This is a genomic window from Enterococcus sp. AAFC-DPL-5146 (assembly GCF_058216635.1).
This window is the reverse complement of record NZ_CM177103.1, coordinates 2,737,776-2,754,773: the sequence shown is the minus strand read 5'-3', so window position 1 is coordinate 2,754,773 and position 16,998 is coordinate 2,737,776. Positions and strand designations below refer to the sequence as shown.

The 16,998-nt window shown below is 33.9% G+C and carries 16 protein-coding genes; 12 read left to right on the top strand and 4 right to left on the bottom strand.

Annotated features, from left to right (window positions below; genetic code table 11):
• The first annotated feature begins 4 nt into the window (after positions 1-4).
• The 7 genes from AC4BB2_RS12600 (at position 5) to AC4BB2_RS12570 (ending at position 8,662) form a co-directional block, all read left to right on the top strand.
• Positions 5-2,611, top strand: coding sequence for a YfhO family protein (locus AC4BB2_RS12600; protein ID WP_490473248.1), 2,607 nt, complete (start codon positions 5-7; stop codon positions 2,609-2,611).
• The gene (locus AC4BB2_RS12595; RefSeq protein WP_490473247.1) at positions 2,608-3,582 is read left to right on the top strand and encodes a DUF5067 domain-containing protein; all 975 of its coding nucleotides are present in this window, start codon (positions 2,608-2,610) and stop codon (positions 3,580-3,582) included. Before AC4BB2_RS12600 ends, AC4BB2_RS12595 begins: the two co-directional genes overlap by 4 nt.
• Positions 3,579-4,325, top strand: coding sequence for a hypothetical protein (locus AC4BB2_RS12590; protein ID WP_490473246.1), 747 nt, complete (start codon positions 3,579-3,581; stop codon positions 4,323-4,325). The genes AC4BB2_RS12595 and AC4BB2_RS12590 overlap by 4 nt, the downstream gene beginning before the upstream one ends.
• 174 nt (positions 4,326-4,499) lie before the next feature.
• The gene (locus tag AC4BB2_RS12585) at positions 4,500-6,173 is read left to right on the top strand and encodes a hypothetical protein (RefSeq protein ID WP_490473245.1); all 1,674 of its coding nucleotides are present in this window, start codon (positions 4,500-4,502) and stop codon (positions 6,171-6,173) included.
• 46 nt (positions 6,174-6,219) lie between these two features.
• Positions 6,220-7,179: a glycosyltransferase family 2 protein gene (locus tag AC4BB2_RS12580; protein ID WP_490473244.1), complete on the top strand. Its 960-nt coding sequence runs from the start codon at positions 6,220-6,222 to the stop codon at positions 7,177-7,179.
• Positions 7,176-8,246 carry an acyltransferase gene (locus AC4BB2_RS12575; RefSeq protein WP_490473243.1) on the top strand — a complete coding sequence of 357 codons (1,071 nt, stop codon included), beginning with the start codon at positions 7,176-7,178 and terminating at the stop codon, positions 8,244-8,246. The genes AC4BB2_RS12580 and AC4BB2_RS12575 overlap by 4 nt, the downstream gene beginning before the upstream one ends.
• A 173-nt stretch (positions 8,247-8,419) precedes the next feature.
• Positions 8,420-8,662: a hypothetical protein gene (locus AC4BB2_RS12570; protein WP_490473242.1), complete on the top strand. Its 243-nt coding sequence runs from the start codon at positions 8,420-8,422 to the stop codon at positions 8,660-8,662.
• Between the two features lie 485 nt (positions 8,663-9,147).
• Here AC4BB2_RS12570 and AC4BB2_RS12565 read toward each other — a convergent pair whose 3' ends face one another.
• The gene (locus AC4BB2_RS12565) at positions 9,148-9,882 is read right to left on the bottom strand and encodes a class A sortase (protein WP_490473241.1); all 735 of its coding nucleotides are present in this window, start codon (positions 9,880-9,882) and stop codon (positions 9,148-9,150) included.
• Positions 9,883-10,147: 265 nt separating this feature from the next.
• Between AC4BB2_RS12565 and AC4BB2_RS12560 the strand changes: the two genes are divergently transcribed.
• The gene (locus AC4BB2_RS12560) at positions 10,148-10,930 is read left to right on the top strand and encodes a hypothetical protein (RefSeq protein ID WP_490473240.1); all 783 of its coding nucleotides are present in this window, start codon (positions 10,148-10,150) and stop codon (positions 10,928-10,930) included.
• A 60-nt stretch (positions 10,931-10,990) separates the two neighbouring features.
• Here AC4BB2_RS12560 and AC4BB2_RS12555 read toward each other — a convergent pair whose 3' ends face one another.
• Complete coding sequence (locus AC4BB2_RS12555; RefSeq protein WP_490473239.1) at positions 10,991-11,758, bottom strand: MurR/RpiR family transcriptional regulator; 768 nt, start codon at positions 11,756-11,758, stop codon at positions 10,991-10,993.
• Between the two features lie 200 nt (positions 11,759-11,958).
• Here AC4BB2_RS12555 and AC4BB2_RS12550 point away from each other — a divergent pair, with 200 nt between their 5' ends.
• Genes AC4BB2_RS12550 through AC4BB2_RS12540 form a run of 3 tightly spaced genes read left to right on the top strand, consistent with a single transcriptional unit; the run spans position 11,959 to position 14,930 of the window.
• Positions 11,959-13,341, top strand: a complete 1,383-nt coding sequence (locus AC4BB2_RS12550) for a glycoside hydrolase family 1 protein (RefSeq protein WP_490473238.1) — start codon at positions 11,959-11,961, stop codon at positions 13,339-13,341.
• Between the two features lie 23 nt (positions 13,342-13,364).
• The gene (locus AC4BB2_RS12545) at positions 13,365-14,684 is read left to right on the top strand and encodes a PTS sugar transporter subunit IIC (RefSeq protein ID WP_490474702.1); all 1,320 of its coding nucleotides are present in this window, start codon (positions 13,365-13,367) and stop codon (positions 14,682-14,684) included.
• Positions 14,685-14,696: 12 nt separating this feature from the next.
• The gene (locus tag AC4BB2_RS12540) at positions 14,697-14,930 is read left to right on the top strand and encodes a hypothetical protein (protein ID WP_490473237.1); all 234 of its coding nucleotides are present in this window, start codon (positions 14,697-14,699) and stop codon (positions 14,928-14,930) included.
• Positions 14,931-14,965: 35 nt separating this feature from the next.
• On the opposite strand, the gene AC4BB2_RS12535 is transcribed toward AC4BB2_RS12540, so the two are convergent.
• Positions 14,966-15,364 carry a DUF1622 domain-containing protein gene (locus AC4BB2_RS12535; RefSeq protein ID WP_490473236.1) on the bottom strand — a complete coding sequence of 133 codons (399 nt, stop codon included), beginning with the start codon at positions 15,362-15,364 and terminating at the stop codon, positions 14,966-14,968.
• Positions 15,365-15,528: 164 nt separating this feature from the next.
• On the opposite strand from AC4BB2_RS12535, the gene AC4BB2_RS12530 reads away from it, so the two are divergent.
• Positions 15,529-16,143, top strand: a complete 615-nt coding sequence (locus AC4BB2_RS12530; protein WP_490473235.1) for a hypothetical protein — start codon at positions 15,529-15,531, stop codon at positions 16,141-16,143.
• A gap of 49 nt (positions 16,144-16,192) precedes the next feature.
• Here the strand turns inward: AC4BB2_RS12530 and AC4BB2_RS12525 are convergent, their stop codons facing one another.
• A complete protein-coding gene (locus tag AC4BB2_RS12525; RefSeq protein ID WP_490473234.1) occupies positions 16,193-16,927 on the bottom strand; it encodes a class I SAM-dependent methyltransferase in 735 nt (244 codons plus the stop codon).
• Positions 16,928-16,998 lie beyond the last annotated feature (71 nt).

The following is a 16,998-nucleotide window of genomic DNA, read 5'->3' as shown; positions in this document are numbered from 1 at the left end:
TATAATGCAGTGGAAATTATTTATTAAGAAAAATATTTTGGCAATTAGTTTCAGCTTTTTGATTCCTGTCGTTATTATGGCAATTAGCTATTTTCGTTTGGGGATCTATCCTACAAGTGACCGAACGGTTTTGGCTAGTGATGGTTTCGGTCAATTGGTCAATTTTTATTCAGGATTCAACAATGTGTTACACGGAAAACAATCTTTTTTTTACACTTGGACAGGTTCGTTAGGGCTGAATTTTGTTTCATTGATGAGCTATTATGTGAATAGTATTTATAGTTTTTTGGTTTTTTTCTTTGATAATATACATATGCCAGATGCTATGTACCTGATCCTATTAACAAAAATAGGATCTACAGGTGTGACATTTTGGATTTATGCACATAATACATATCGGTTGCCACAATGGCTGAAGCTTACTTTAAGTGTTTGTTATTCCTTAATGGGCTTTACTGTAGCGTATTCAATTATGCTAATGTGGATGGATGCTTTGATTTATCTACCGTTAGTTTTATTGGGAATTCAGCGAGTGATGGATAATAAAAGCCCTGGGCTATTGTTTGTGAGCTACTTTTTATTATTTGTGTCGAACTATTACATGGCATTTATGGTGGGGGTGTTTAGCTTCTTATTCTTTGTTGTTCGTTTATTGACGGATTGGAAAAGATATAAGAGAACGATTCTTCCATATTTGATTACTTCCTTGTTGGCAGGTGGAGCTTCAATGGTGATCATCCTTCCATCAGTCGTTGATTTAATGACGAATGGTGAGCAGTTAGATGCAATCAGTCAACTTTTTACATGGAATACAGGACCTTGGGACTTTATTGTAAAAAGCATGCCCGGCACCTATGATACGTCAAAATATGGAAGCGCACCGTTTGTTTATGTTGGGTTATTACCATTAATATTTGCCATATTCTATTTTGTTAGTAAGAAAGTTTCTTTGAAGAATAAATTATTATATGGTGCCTTACTTCTGTTTATGGTTGCGAGTGTTTATATTCAACCTTTAAATTTATTTTGGCAAGGTCTTCATTCACCGAACATGTTTTTATTCCGTTTCAGCTTTCTTTATTCAGTATTAGTCCTTATTCTAGCAGGTTTTGGTTTAGAGAAATTTGAAAAAAAAGATATGAACATTCTAGTCAATATCGTTCTAACAATGATAAGTATTTTTGTAGTAATTGTTATTATATCAAACAAAAAAAGATATGGTTACATTACACAAGAATCCTTGATAATAACGGTCGTTCTTCTATTAGTTTATCTGTTATTTTTCATGGCGAAAGAAAAGTGGTCTTCATTTAATTGGGTAATACCAATTCTTTTTATCAGTATTGTATGTGGAGAAGTATTTTTTAGTACGAGCCAAACAATAGCGGGAATCAATAAAGAGTGGGGGTATGTCTACCGGGATAAGTACACAAAATCATATGAGGATATTGAAAAATTAGTAAGTGAATCGAAATCTAGAAATGATTTTTTCTACCGAATGGAAAATTTAGATGGAATTAGTCGAACAGATAGTTTCAATCATGATTATTCTGGAGTCACAATGTTTTCATCTGTTCGTAATCGCCACTCTTCTCAATATTTGAATCGTCTAGGCTTTCGTTCTCCGGGTACCAATTTGACTATCATGTACAATAATAACACTATTTTTATGGATGATTTGCTTGGTATTAAATATAATTTAGCAAAAAATGATCCGAAAAAATTTGGTTTTGAAAAAGTTGCAGAACAAGGAGCGTATGCACTTTACGAAAATAAATATGCATTGCCTTTAGGGATGCTGACAGACAAAGGGATATATGATAAAGAAAACAATGAGAATCAAACGGCATTGATTCAACAACTATCTGAGATGAAAGAACCTGTTTTTCAGTTTACGGGACTAAAAGAAGTGTCCCGAGAAAACATGTACATTCGAGAAGAAGGAGATGTGACATTTTTTTCCGAGAAGAGTAATAATGGAAAACCACAGAGTATCACTTGGGAAGTTAATGTACCAGCAAATGCACAAGCGTATTTAAATTTAGATATAGGTGCTTCAGTAAATGATATGGGTCAGGCAAATGCTGAAGTAAGTGTTGGCGACCATAAAAGTAAAAGTGGTTTGTCTTCCACAGGATCTTATTTTAATCTTGGTTACTATAAAGAAGAGAAAAAAATAAAGGTAACTGCCTCTTTCACCGGGCAACCTACGATTCGATTAATTCGTCCTACTGTACTTGTTTTAAAAACAGATACACTAAGTCAGGCTATTCAAGCAATCAATAAAAAAGCTGTTCATTTTGACGTAAAAGGAAACAAGGCGCAAGCCGATGTGTCAGTAGATAAAGAACAAGTCATTTTCACTACCATTCCTTATGATCAAGGATGGCAAGTAAACATTGATGGGAAACCAGCTAAAATAGATCCTGTTCAGGATGCATTAGTCGCTGTGAAAATACCTAAAGGAAAACATAACGTTCAATTGATCTATTATCCAAAAGGAATGAAGCTTGGCGGTATATTATTCATTATTTGTGTATTGCTATTTTGTGCATATATTTATTATTGCAAAAAAATCGGGAATACAGATAAAGAGGAGAGAATTAAATGAGACAGACTAAAAAAATTGCTCTATTTTTTACAGCCTTAACGATTATTTTAACAGGTTGTACAAGCCAACTAGATGATAAAAAACAAAATTTTGAGAGTCATGGTGTATCTTATGAAATGCAGTTACCTTCTAAATGGAAAGACGATGTAGACGGGAAACTAAATTATGGACTGCAGACAGATTTTAGTGCGGAAGATACTAAAAGTAATTCTTATCTGTTTATTACAAGCACTCCTGTAGCTGAGGTGGGACAAAAAGGTTTTGGAGAAGCGACAAGAGAGAAATTAAAAGAACGTTATCATTATAAAGAAGCTAAAGATATCTATATGAAAGAGTTTAAAGTTGGAACCTATCCAGCCTATAAGTATACGCTGAATACAAAGTTTGAGGAGAAAGTTGTCTGGGCGCATTTCTATTACATCTGGACGGAACACGGTTTTGTTCAAATGACATTTTATTCAGCAGATGACAATTCATATAAGAAACGATCTTTAAAAATCGATGCAGCAGTTGATACACTTAAAGAAGTGAAATTTGATGAAGTAAAATCTCAAAAAAAACATGAAGAGCAGAAGAAAGAAGAAGGCGACGTAGTTACTATTGAGAATAAAGATATCAAAATGGAAACAACGGCTGTCAGACAAGTGACTGGGGAAAATAATCAGAAACTATTAGCTATTCGCTACACATTTACAAATTTAAACAAAGAATCTATTCAGCCTTCTATCTGGAACGATTTGGTAACAGCGAAACAAAACGAAAAAGAGTTACCAATTGGAAAATTGCCAGAAGACACATCTTTTTTAGATGTTTTGGACTTAGTTAAAACACAATCCGAAACTGTTCCAAAAGGTGATAGTGTGGAAAGTGTTGTTCTCTATGAGATTTCAGACAACAGTACAGTTGAATTAAGTTACTCCAAAGAAGCATTCCCAGATCGTAAACCAACAAGGGTGGTGGTTCCAGAATGACAAATAATAAACGGATTTTGGTTATTGTTTTTTGCAGCATTTTCCTTACGCTAGCAGGATGTAGTAAAGCTAGCCGTTATAGTCATTTTTCAGAGGAAGATAAATCACTAAGTTGGGAAAATGAGCGTAAGAGGTCATTTGGTGATTCTGACTACTCAAGTTTAAAGACAGAGGAGGAAGCTTTCAGTTTATTAAAAGAAAAATATCACTTAAGTATTCCTGCCTATTATGAAGAAACAAAGAAACTGTTTGATAAAGTGATTCCGTCTGAAACAGTTAAGGCTGGTGAAACAAAGTATTCAGTTTTTGCTAAAGATAAAGAATTGGAATTTCAAACACATTATACATTCTATAAAGAAAAAGAACTACAAGTTATTGCAGAACTCAAATTGAATTATGCTTATTCGATCGACCAAGAGCGAATGTATTTAAAATCCCAAATAATTAATGTGAAAATCGCTCCAGTAGGTGGGAAGTTACCTAATGATAATTTAAGCGAGTTAATAACAGAAATAGGTAAGAACATGAAATTACCCAATAAAGCAGTTATGGAAGGCTTGGCAGGGTATGAAAAAAAAGTGAGAGAAACGAAAGAACCTATAACAGATGATTATTTAACGATTATTTCAAATACAGCTGGATTGAAAAAAAGTGAAGGCTTTTTAAAAGAAATCGCTGCGGTCTATGATCCGGATGGAACAGTTAGAGAGCTTTATGGAGAAATTTCTGATCAGATATATTAATCATATAAAAATTAAAGTTTAACATCAGAAGGGAAAGAAGTACTCAGCTATGTGTATAGGATTATGTGGAAGTTCTTCATATTCATACAAATGAGTGGGTACTTCTTCAGTTTTATCTAGTTATAAATCTACATATTAGTTTTTAGTCGAGTGACACAAAAAAGGAGATAGAAAATGACAATTATTTTATATGGGGTGATGTGCGTATTTTTATTCGCCGGAGGATGGATACTCTGGAATGAATCTAAAAAAGCAACATCTGTTAAACAGAAGGAGTTCTTACAGGTGCTTTTTGTTTTAGTTTGTGTTGGTTTTCTTACGAGGTATGCAAATTTAGGGCAGTTACCTGGATTACAAATTGATGAGGCAATGTCTGGTTATGATACATGGGCTCTTGCAAATTATGGACATGATAGTGCGTTAAATTCTTGGCCCATTTATTTAATTGGGTATGGCACAGGTCCATCTGCACTTTATTCTTATTTGTCTTTACCATTTGTTAAATTATTTGGATTGAACTTGATTAGTACAAGACTAGCTATGGTATGTCTTTCTTCAATTACTTTGCTTGTTGTATTGTGGACGCTACTTCATATGAAGTTGTCTCGGCGTTTTGTACTGTCGATTTTTTTCCTATTGATTATTAATCCTTGGCATGTGATGATTAGCCGATTTGGTTTAGATGCCAATGTTGCCCCTCATCTGCTACTTATAGCGTTTTGTTTGCTTCAATTAGGTATACAGACAAGTGGGAAAAAACAAAATTTTTTCTATGGAGGAGCGATATTCTTAATAGGTCTAACTGCCTATGCTTATATAGCTACTTGGTATTTTCTGCCGATTTTCTTATTATTTTTACTTTTTTATTTCTGGAAAAATCAGTTAATGAGCCTTCATCAAGGGATAGGGTTAGTCCTTATATTGATAGTGACAATTTTACCGATCCTTTTCTTTGCTTATCTACAGTATTTTGGTAAAGAGTCTGTCACTATTCTTGGTATTACTTTTACAAAGTTATTAGGTAGTCAGAATGAAGGGCAAACTATTTTATATAGTGATAATATTGTGGCTGCTTTTGTTGATAATTTAAAGAGAATTCATGGATTCTTACTTTCTGGAAGAGATGGTTTGATTTTTAGTTCATTGCCTAATTATGGAATGTTTTACAATTTAGCGGGGGTATTATTATTTAGTATAGGCATTGTAAAGGTTGTAAAGGATAACTGTCATTTAAGTAAAATAACTTTAGCTTGGTTAATTGCTCCGATACCACTGATTTTAATCGTTGTTCCAGTTGTTCATCATTGGAATGTATTTATTTTTCCGGTTGTTCTTGTTATGGGATATGGTTTAGAAGCTTTATGGTCGTTGGATAAGAAACCTATTATAGGTTCAGTTGTTGTTTGTTTTAGTTTATTATTTGTTTCTTTTCTATTTAGTTATAATGTATTTCACCGAAATGAGCTGCAAGATAGTAAGTATATGGCTCCTCAAACATTGAATGACGTTATTCAGTTTGGAAAAGAAAAACAACTTAATACTGTTTATGTAGATCGAACTAGTTTGCCACAGATTTATGAGTTGGCGTTTATTTTCTTCCGATTTTACGATCCAGTATCTCCAGTGGAATATCAAGCGAGTAGAGATACTCCTTTTGAACGAACGACAAATATGACTTCTGATCATTACTCTCAATATGTGTTCATGGGAGAGCAGAATTTTGTAGAAGATGATAAGGGACAGGTAGCGTATCTTTATCATAGAGGAGTGGACATAAGCAAAAACTCAGAGAAGCTTAAAGAATTTAGTGTATATCAAAATAAAGACTATATTCTTTTTTATAAATAATCTGAAATTTCTTTGGTGAGGTAGTTAAGTAAAGGTTGAGTGAGAAATGAAAAGAATAACAATTATAATACCATTTTTGAATGAAGAAGAAGTACTGGAATCGCTTTATCATAGATTAGATATAATGAGTCAGATGTGTGTTGACTATACATTTGAATTTTTATTTGTGAATGATGGGAGCAAGGATCAAAGTATACCTATTATATTAAAACTAAGAGAACTAGACGGAAGAATCACATTGTTGGACTTATCTAGAAATTATGGCAAAGAAATAGCAATGTTGGCAGGGTTTGATTACGCACAAGGGGACGCAGCTGTTGTAATTGATGCAGATTTACAGCAACCGCCAGAATTGATTAAAGAAATGATTCATTGGTGGGAACAAGGATATTCCGATGTTTATGCGATTCGTAAAGAACGAAAAGGAGAATCATTTCTAAAAAAAATGATGTCTTCAGTTTATTATAAAATTCTTCAAAAAACGAGTAAAACAACTGTATATCCTCATGCGGGGGACTTTCGATTGCTAGATCGAAAAGCGATAAATGCTTTGAAAGAGCTCCGAGAACATGAACGATATACTAAAGGATTATATGGTTGGATTGGCTTTAAGAAAAAAGCATTGTTTTATGATGCCGATGAGCGGGCCGGTGGAGCAACGAAATGGCAATATTCGTCATTGATTAACCTAGCAATGAATGGTATTACATCATACACAACACTGCCTTTAAGAATTTCAGCTATGATTGGAGTTACAGTCTCTGTTGTTGCGTTTATCTACATGATGATTGTGTTGATCCAGACATTGTTATTGGGAGCTAACGTTTCGGGCTATCCTTCTTTGATGATTGGTATTCTTTTTTTGGGAGGTTTACAATTAATTTCTTTAGGCATTATTGGAGAATATTTGGGGCGTGTTTTTAATGAGACTAAGAAGCGTCCACTATATTTTGTAGAAGAATATTATCAAAAATTGCCTAATGATGAGGGAGAAGTTAAGGAATGAGTAGGCATATAGGTGTTGATTTATTAAGAATTGTTTCTATGTTCATGGTTGTTATTTTGCATATACTTGGAATTGGGGGGATATTGGAAAATACTCCATCAGGTAGTTTTCATTACTTTTTCTTTTGGAGCATAGAAACACTTTGTTTTGTTGGTGTGAACTGTTTCGCATTGATTTCTGGATATTTCATGATTCAGGCAAAATGGCGTGTTGAAAAATTTCTATATCTGTGGTTTCAAGTGTTTTTTTATTCAGTTTTACTAAGTATTGTTGCCCAATTTATTCTAGGAAGTGGAGAAACGTTCTCTTTGCCTATTAATATGTTTTTCCCACTTTTGACTAAGAGCTACTGGTTTTTTACAGCTTATGCAGGACTATTTTTATTTGTTCCTATACTGAATAAAGGGCTTCAACAATTGAAGAAAGAAGAATTCAGATATGGTGTTGTCATTATTTTTCTATTGGGAACGTTGTCTGTTTTTTCAAAGTCTGATCCTTTTAATATGTATAAAGGCTATAGTATGATTTGGTTGATATTTATGTATATTATAGGAGCATACTTAAAGCTCCATGTAGATGTCAACACAATACAAGTGAAAAAAATATGGCTAAGCTACTGGGGAGTAAATGGATTATCTCTGTGTTTAATAATTTTCACTGCCATTATTCCTTTTCATGAAGGAATAATGGAAAGAAATTGGTTTATTGATTATGTCTCTCCTTTGATACTAAGTAGTTCAATTTTTCTATTTGTGATATTCTTAAAACTGAATATCACAAATAAGGAAACAATAAATATTGTTTCCAAAGTTGCACCATTTTCATTTGGAGTTTATCTAATTCATACGCATCCTATTATTTTTTATTTTATATTAAAAAATTCTTTTGTAGATTTGGTTGATATGAATATTTGGATAGCTGTGATAAAAATTTTCGCATATGGTATCTTGATTTACGTTTCATGTACGCTAATTGATTATGTGAGGACTGTTTTATTTAAACTATTTAAAATAGATGTTTTAGCTATGTTTTTAGGAACTAAAATTCAAGGATTGATAGGTTTGTAATGTTCTTTTATTATGACATATTGCAAATGATAGAACATAAAATAAAAAATCCCCTAAATCTCAGACCAAAGATGGATGTTTCTCTTGAGAAAAAACTTTACAATAGAAAAGTAGAGAAATAACAACGAGAGAGATCTATTAGATAAGAGTAAAAAAGATTGGGGAAATGAATCATGAAACGTTTATATAAGACAGTTGTTTTTGAAATGAGTTTATATTATGGGGCGTTGTCTATTGTATTACCTTTGATATATGCAGTCACCTATCATATATCGTTTATATCTGTTTTTAGCGTGGAATGGTTCGCAGTGACGTTGTTCATGTATCCGATTGTACTGATTTTATCAACGATTCGATATAGTTATCAACGAATAAAAAAACCTAGTCGTTTTATAAATGATTTGAGAAAAATATAGCATCACAACGCCTATAAATAGTGTTGTGATGCTATATTTTATTTGTACGTTCATTTGCAGCCGAATGCTCTATAATCAGAAATGGAGATTAAAAAGCCAATTATTATTTTCTTTTTCTAGAGGTTAGAGCAAGAGTAGTATTAAACATTGATGACACATCTACCACTTTACTTGTATCTAAATAATTAGCTCCTTTAATTATCTCTAACTTTGTTAATAAAAGGAATAAATTTCGTGATACAGGTGTTAGTTCAATTGGTTCTGTAAATGCAATTTTTATACCTTCTAACTCAGGTAAGCTTTCAATTTTATTATTTATATAGTTATCATTTTGCGTGTCGAGAAATTTTCTGACTTTAAATGTCTTATTGTCATTAAAAATAATTTTCTACCGATTAAAACAAAAAACCAACAAAATTCTGTTAAAAAACAGAATTCCGTTGGTTTTTATAAGAAACTAGTAAAGAAATAACTACTCATCAATACTATAACGTTAACTGTTCCATTTGGAATGCTTCAGTCATAGCTTTTGTCGCTTTTTTGATTGGTGTCACTGACTCCAATTCTCCTTGAACGGCAATTCGGGTGGTGGCATACATATCACCACAAGTGATCAACGTAATCATTTTTTTGCCTGGTACATCATCGATCAACTCCACACGAGAAGGATCGATTTTTTCTACATAATTAATTTTGTATGTATAAACATTATCTAGATCTGTTGTATAAATCAATTCACCAGGTTTTGAATATTCCAATGGTGAAAACAAAGAAATCATATCTTGTACACGATGGCTAGCTAGTGCATAATTGCCTTTGCCCATCTCTTGATCGGGTTTCATCGTTCCTGCTCCTGTTAGTAAAACAACGTTATCCAATCCTCTGAAAATTGGTAAATTGATTTTTACATCAGGGAGTGCGACAGCTCCGATTACAGGTAAGTTTTTATTTTCAAGCTGTGCTTTAAGTACAGCCTCTGTGCTTAGAGATTCAACTGCAGCAAAGTCAAAAGTCGTGTCTTTTTTATTATTTTCCTTGATTTCGTCTGGTGTTAGATTTTTAATAGCGTAAGTTTTGCCATTTTGTTGGATCAGAATATTTCTGATTTGTGTGTTGAAAACAAGTGCTAAACCGACAATCAGTAATAGGAATAAGAATATATTGATTAGCCAATTTCGTTTTCTATTTTTCTTTTTAGGGCGTGTGTTTCTGGATGCCATATTCTCCCTCCTTTTTATCTAAGTGTATCATAAATCAAATTGAAACCCTAGTTCTAAATATTATTTTTTTCTAAAAAATGTTTCGCAAAAGGATCCTTAAAAAGATGATGATGGAGAGGTTTTTGGAGGTAATATATCCTATTTAACAATGAAATGAGTCTTTTTTATCTCTTTGTAACTGAATCTTAAAATAAAAGACACAAGCTTTTCTTTATGAAATATTGTAGAATATAAATAGAAGACTATTGTGGGGGTGATGAAACAAATGTTAGATTTAATTTATGTACATATTGATATGACGAGTAATGCGATTTTATCTAAAGGAATTACACATACAGACTTTACTCGTTCCATTGTTCATCACCCAAAGAACTTACTTTTACTGAACCCTTCAGCAGAAGAAGGAGAATATGACATGCATAGCGGATTAAAAGTTATTCGCGGAGAAGAGCAGGTAAATCAATATTTTTCGACGGTTGATCGTCAAAAGACGAATGAAGAAATTAAATGGATTGATTTTTCAGATATTGCGATGCTTAAAGAATTGACACCGTTAGAAATTTCAGAGCTTCTTTATTTTGGTCATATGAAAACGAGTCTGCATTCACCGTTCTTTTATAAATTACAAAATGATTTTGTCTTCTTTGAGTTTGTTGATCGTATGACGCGGGTTTATTATCGTTATATCGATGAATTTTATCGAATTTTGGCAGATAAGATTACGCGAGTGATTTTGGAAAAAGTCAACGATCGTAAAACGTTCTTCAAACGAGGGATTTCTGTTGAAAAACTAGATGTAGAATTACTGAAAGAAATGAAGCCGATTTTACAAGAAGGTGTTGTTTTTTGTTTCGATCAGATGGATATTAAAGGTAAAGAGTATCATATTCCTATTCATGTAGTAGAGGATTCTTTATGGAAGACGAAAAACTTTGCTTATCGAAATGAGCCAGTGATTGCTATATTGATTTACAATACAGCCAAACGTTCATGGCGTTTGATGCAGGAAGATGATTTCGGATTAGTAGATTTTCCGAGACAGGCTTAATAGAATAGAAGAAAACAAGCAAGAAAAAGTGTACGACTTTTTTCTTGCTTGTTTTTTTCTTTAAATATTTTTCTGTAAACGTAAGCGTTTTGCGATTTTCTCAATGAGAAAAAGAGCGGGTAATTGTGAAGTGAGTTCGATGGTTTTATCATCATTATCACTAGTTTTGTAGATAGTTTCCCGATTGATTGTGTATGGGATATTCAAATCAGACATTCTACTAATGGTGGAGCTGTCACTATTAGTGATAGAAATAATCGGGCATTTTTTAGTGTTTAAACGTTTGATGTAATGAATGATTTCTTTGGTTTCACCTGTGACTGATAAAGCAATTACACAGGTCCGTGCCAATATATCGTCTGGAAACCACTCGATTGGATAATTGGATGGATCTTCGATACGTAGTGCAGTTTGAGATAAATTCGTAAAGTATAGTGATCCATAAGCTGCAATGGGTTCAGAAGAGCCTGAGCCAAGAAAAAGAACAAGTCCTTTGTCAGCTAGTAAGTCTACCGCTTGTTGGATTTTATTATCAAGAAAGGGTTCGTTAACACGTTCTAGAAAATGTATGTGCTGGGTTTCATCTACGTCTGAAATTTGTGCTTGATTGATGGATTCATAATATAATTGAAGCTTTACTTTAAATTCGGAAAAGCCATTGCATTCAAATTTATGACAAAAACGTAGAATACTAGCAGTGCTGGTATGTGTTTCGTCGGCTAAATCTCTGATTCGCATGTAGGTAACAGTTTTTAAATTATTAGCGATATAGTGATAAATTTCGTATTCTAAAGGATTTAAATCAGGGATATAATCTAAAAAAAGCATAGCGTCCTCCTTGTGGTTACAAGCTGTAACAATATTGTGAGAAATGACAAAAAACGACACTTATCACAATGGAATGAAAGCGTATAACAAAACATTATAATCAATGCTATACTCCAATTATAGATTGTGAAAGCGCAATCTGCAAGATACTTAGGTGTTCTTTATCAGCAAATTTAGAATAAATATGGAGGAGAGAGATAATGAGAGTAGAATTTCCGAAAACATTCTTTTGGGGGGCGGCGTCCAGTGCAACACAAGCGGAAGGGCGACAAGTAGGAGACGGAAAAGGGGAAAATATTTGGGACTATTCGTCGAAGAAGTATAATCATCGCTTTTATGATGGTGTTACGACTGAAAGAACCTCTCTTTTTTATCAAGATTATCAAGAAGATATAAAAAAAATGCAGGATATTTCATTTAACTCATTTCGCACCTCGATATCATGGTCTAGGTTAATACCTCAGGGAACGGGTGAAGTGAATCCGGAAGCTGTGAGATTTTATAATAAGATGATTGATGAATTGCTGGTAAGAGGTGTGGAGCCGTTTATAAATCTGTATCATTTTGATATGCCGATGGTGCTTCAAGAAAAAGGTGGATTTGAGAATAAAGAAGTAGTTGAAGCTTATAAGCAATATGCAAAGACCTGTTTTGAATTATTTGGTGATCGAGTGAAGTACTGGTTTACATTTAATGAACCAATGATTCCAGCAGAAGCGGGGTATCTTCATGATCGTCATTATCCTTATGTTGTGGATTTTAAACGAGCTGCAACAGTTTTACACAATATAATTTTGGCGCATTGTGAAGCAGTTAAAGTATATCGTGAAATGAATTTGCCGGGGAAAATCGGAATTATTATGGATGTGATTCCTGTGTATCCTCGTAGCCAAAATCCAGCCGATTTGTATGCCGCTGAAATGGCAGATTTATTTTATACCAAGAGTGTCAATGATGCGATTTTAAAGGGACACTATCCAGAACGTTTAAGAGAAGTTTTAGAGGAATATAATCAGCTTCCGAAAGTGAGCAAAGGGGAGTTAGATCTAATTGCATCTACGAATATAGATATATTAGGGATTAATTATTATCGTCCACGTAGGGTGAAAGCAAAAGAATGTCTGCCGAATCCCCAGGGAGTTTTTTCACCAGAGTGGTTCTTCGATGAGTATATTATGCCGGGTAGACGGATGAATACGTCCCGTGGTATCGAGATTTATCCGAAAGGGCTCTATGATATTGCTAAAAAAATTCAAGATGAGTATGGAAATATTGATTGGTTTGTTTCCGAAAATGGAATTGGGATTGAAGGTGAGGAGGCTTTTATTAAACAAGGTGTGGTGCAAGATGAATACCGCATTGATTTTTTGAAGGAGCATTTAGTGTATTTAAATCAAGCGATGGATGAAGGCAGTAATTGCCTAGGCTATCATATGTGGACTTTTGTGGACTGTTGGTCTTGGGGGAATGCATATAAGAATCGTTATGGTTTTTATCGTCTGGATTTGGAAACTGGGGAGAAAAAAGTGAAAAAATCGGGTCTATGGTTTAAAGAAATGGTCGAACATAACGGGTTTGATTAAAGAAAGGAAAGCTGATTTTTATGATGAAAACTCTGGATAATTTGGCGATGAAACTGTTGCCGATTGCGAACGCAATTGGTAATCAGCGGCACTTACAAGCAATTAGAAATGGACTGATTTCAATTCTTCCATTAACGATTGTCGGCTCATTTTTTACGATTTTACTTAATTTACCGATTCCTGGATATTCGGAAATGATTGCACCTTATTTGGCGGCATTAGATGTTCCTTTTCGCTTTACTGTAGGATTGATGTCTTTATATGCGGCTTTTACCATTGGATCCTTTTTAGGTAATACGTATAAATTAGATAAAATCACTAGCGGCTTCCTTTCGATGCTAGCGACACTTTTGATGGTCGTGCCAGTCAATCTTCAAGAAGGTGTGGATATTGCTGGAAATGCTGTTGCAGGCGGTCGTTATATTCCGATTACATCGTTAGGTTCCCAAGGATTATTTGGAGCGATTGTGGCAGCGCTGATTTCTGTTGAGATTTATCGTTTTACAAAAGAGAAAAATTTGGAAATTAAAATGCCGGAAGGAGTTCCACCGGTAGTAGGTGAATCATTTGCAGCGTTGTTGCCGACGTTATTGGTGATTTTAGTTTTCTGGATTCCTCGTCATTTTTTTAATTTTAATTTAAATGAGTTACTAAGTATAGCTATCTCGCCTTTAAAGGTATTTTTAACAGGGAACAATCTTTTTGGGGGGATTATTACACAATTTATGATTAGCTTGTTCTGGACATTGGGGATTCATGGACATGCCGTTCTTGGTCCAATTATTCGTCCATTTTGGGATCAGGCAATTTTAGAAAATGCAGAATTGTTTCAAAATGGGACGAGCGCTTTTCAATTGCCAAATATTTTTACGGAGCAGTTTTATCAATGGTATGCACAAATGGGCGGAACGGGAGCAACATTAGCACTTGTCTGTTTATTCTTATTTTCTAAATCGAAGTATTTGAAACAATTAGGGAAGTTATCGATTTTGCCAGGTATTTTCAACATCAATGAACCAGTGATTTTTGGTGCACCGATTGTTATGAATCCATTGCTTGCAATCCCTTTTATCACTGTTCCCATCGTTAATACGATTTTGGTTTATATTGTTACAGCGTTAGGATGGATGCCCAAAATGATGGTTAAACCGCCGTTTTCTATTCCAGCGCCTTTAGGAGCATTGATTACGTCTAATTGGAATTGGGTGGCATTTGTGATGGTTTTTGTTTGTTTTGCGGTATCCTTGGCGATCTATTATCCGTTCTTTAAAATGTTTGAAAAAATCCAAGTGGAACAAGAGGCTGGAAATGAAGAGGATACTGCTGTTGTTGAAGCCAAATAAGGAGTTGAAAAGATGATTTATATCATGAGTGGATGTCTCATATTTGGTACGCATTATTTATTGAAAGAAAATCAGCTGCTTATTCAAAGAAGGTTGTGGCAATTGATTTTAGGAGCTATTCTTTTTATTGGTGTAGCGGCTATGGTCAGTACTTGGATAGGATCATTGATTCCAGTTGTTGTTGTGACATTGATTTGCGCTACAATGCTGCAAATCAAGTATACTTATCAAATCAATTCTAGATGAATAATGTAAAATAGAAAAAAGACGAGGAGATTAGATCAGCTCGTCTTTTTTGCGTCAGCTTCATTTTCTTTATCTTTTAATGCATCTTCGATTTCTTTATGCAAGAAGTAAGAGATCACTGTTCGAATCACTACTAAAATAGCTAATTTTAAAATATCTTGAAAGGTGGGTTTAATGATTGATTCAATGATATCAGCGGCAATGAGTATTTCTAAACTAAGTAGAATGTAACTGCCGAGAAAGCTTTTAATAAAATTATTTTGGCGTGCCATGACGATTCGATTTCGATCGTTACGTTCACTTTTTAGAAAATCAATTCCGGCCATAATAACGCCCCAAATTAAAACAACGATTGAAAAAATATTTAATGCCAAAATAAACAAATCAAAAAAAGGGATTAAATTATCCATGATCATTTGTGCTAAATCGTGCATAGTGTTTGCCTCCTTTTGTTTGTAATTCTAGTATAGCAGTTCCTATTTGTTATTTCCAATGGATCGTATGATAGTAATACGTATAAGTTGAAAATAGAGAGAGTCCATGTATACTTAGACTAGCATAATAATTGACAGGAAGTTTAAGTTTGGGAGAGACGTTCATGTATCTATTAATTATTGTTTTATTTGTTTATTTTATTCGGGAGCAGTTTGAATACAACAAGGTCAGTCGCTGGAGTTACGCGATTATGCCTCTTTTTGCGCTGGCGTCATTGAGTTTGACATTCAAATTAACAGCTACAGCGGTTTGGCAGCTTCTACTTATTGTAGCGGTGAGTTTAGTCATTAGTTTTTATCAAGCAAAGTATACTCAGGTACGAGTAGAACAAGAAAAACAGTTTTATTTTACTGATCAAGCTGGGAATGAAGTACCAATTTATAGAAAAATTGTGACAGCAAAAGGTGGAATTGTTTACTTGTGTGGATGGCTATTGATTTTAATTGCTCAATTTTTAAATGAATGGTTGTTTGAACATGTTCCTCTTGATGGAAATGAAATTTTTAGTGAGGTTGTTAACGAAGTTTTGCGGGATTTACTGTCTTCTATCCGATTCGGAGATAGTGATACTGGGTGGTCTTTATGGGCTTTGATTGGTTTTTCAAGTTTAGGTTATACGTATTTTTTGTCGAAAAAATCGGATGCTTTTCGAGAGGTTGTTTTCAAGAAAGTTAGAAAAAATGAAGTGATTGAGTCTAATTCGATAAATAGAAAATAAAAAGGAGGCAAAAGCAGTTTTGTAAGATGTGCTTTTGCCTCCTTTTTTGTTAATTCATTTTTTTTGCAGAAACTAACAACATCATCGGTCTGCGTAATTCATTTCTCATTTCAGCACTTGCTTCCAACATTTCTGTAGCAGGCATTGGTTCAACCAAACGGGTGATTTGAAAGCCATTTGTTAAGAGTCCGTTTAAATAGGTAGTTAAAGTTTTATGGTATTTCATCACTGTTTCTCCTAAGAACATCGTTTCACGTATGCTTTCGTCAAAATAACGATCTACAGGCCAATAGATAGGTTCACCATTTTGATCGTAAATCCAGTCTTCTGTTCCTTGAGCGGTAAAAATTGGATGCTCTGTTGAAAAAATAAAATCGCCGCCAGTATTTAAACAGTGGTTGACCTTTTTTGCGATAGAATCAAAAGAAGGTACGTAATGAAAGGCTAATGAACTAATCACAATATCAAATGTTTCGTTTAAGCCATCAATTTCGTCCATACTCATTAAATGATAACTGATTTTGGAAGAATCGGTCATTTCTTTCGCTTTTTCAATCATGCGCTCAGATAAATCAATTCCTACAACCTTTTCAGCTCCATTTTCCACTGCGTACCGACAATGCCAGCCGTAACCGCAACCTAGATCTAAAACTGTTTTTCCAGTAAAATCAGGAAGTAGTTTTTTTAATTCATGCCATTCACCAGCCCCTTCTAGTCCTTTTTTAGAGCGATCCATCTGGCTGTATGCTTCAAAAAAATTGGGGTTGTCATATTCATTCTTCATTCAATCGTCTCCTTTTAGCACGGATGCTTTTTGTCTATTTTATTTTATTGTATCAGATTGTTAGAGTAATA

Bases quoted from the DNA above. Each gene is read 5' to 3' on its own strand.
- AC4BB2_RS12560 (WP_490473240.1), top strand. From the start codon at position 10,148: ATGTTAGATTTAATTTATGTACATATTGATATGACGAGTAATGCGATT.
- AC4BB2_RS12530 (WP_490473235.1), top strand. From the start codon at position 15,529: ATGTATCTATTAATTATTGTTTTATTTGTTTATTTTATTCGGGAGCAG.
- AC4BB2_RS12565 (WP_490473241.1), bottom strand. From the start codon at position 9,882: ATGGCATCCAGAAACACACGCCCTAAAAAGAAAAATAGAAAACGAAAT.
- AC4BB2_RS12600 (WP_490473248.1), top strand. From the start codon at position 5: ATGCAGTGGAAATTATTTATTAAGAAAAATATTTTGGCAATTAGTTTC.
- AC4BB2_RS12545 (WP_490474702.1), top strand. From the start codon at position 13,365: ATGAAAACTCTGGATAATTTGGCGATGAAACTGTTGCCGATTGCGAAC.
- AC4BB2_RS12580 (WP_490473244.1), top strand. From the start codon at position 6,220: ATGAAAAGAATAACAATTATAATACCATTTTTGAATGAAGAAGAAGTA.
- AC4BB2_RS12525 (WP_490473234.1), bottom strand. From the start codon at position 16,927: ATGAAGAATGAATATGACAACCCCAATTTTTTTGAAGCATACAGCCAG.
- AC4BB2_RS12585 (WP_490473245.1), top strand. From the start codon at position 4,500: ATGACAATTATTTTATATGGGGTGATGTGCGTATTTTTATTCGCCGGA.
- AC4BB2_RS12555 (WP_490473239.1), bottom strand. From the start codon at position 11,758: ATGCTTTTTTTAGATTATATCCCTGATTTAAATCCTTTAGAATACGAA.
- AC4BB2_RS12570 (WP_490473242.1), top strand. From the start codon at position 8,420: ATGAAACGTTTATATAAGACAGTTGTTTTTGAAATGAGTTTATATTAT.
- AC4BB2_RS12535 (WP_490473236.1), bottom strand. From the start codon at position 15,364: ATGCACGATTTAGCACAAATGATCATGGATAATTTAATCCCTTTTTTT.
- AC4BB2_RS12540 (WP_490473237.1), top strand. From the start codon at position 14,697: ATGATTTATATCATGAGTGGATGTCTCATATTTGGTACGCATTATTTA.
- AC4BB2_RS12550 (WP_490473238.1), top strand. From the start codon at position 11,959: ATGAGAGTAGAATTTCCGAAAACATTCTTTTGGGGGGCGGCGTCCAGT.
- AC4BB2_RS12575 (WP_490473243.1), top strand. From the start codon at position 7,176: ATGAGTAGGCATATAGGTGTTGATTTATTAAGAATTGTTTCTATGTTC.
- AC4BB2_RS12590 (WP_490473246.1), top strand. From the start codon at position 3,579: ATGACAAATAATAAACGGATTTTGGTTATTGTTTTTTGCAGCATTTTC.
- AC4BB2_RS12595 (WP_490473247.1), top strand. From the start codon at position 2,608: ATGAGACAGACTAAAAAAATTGCTCTATTTTTTACAGCCTTAACGATT.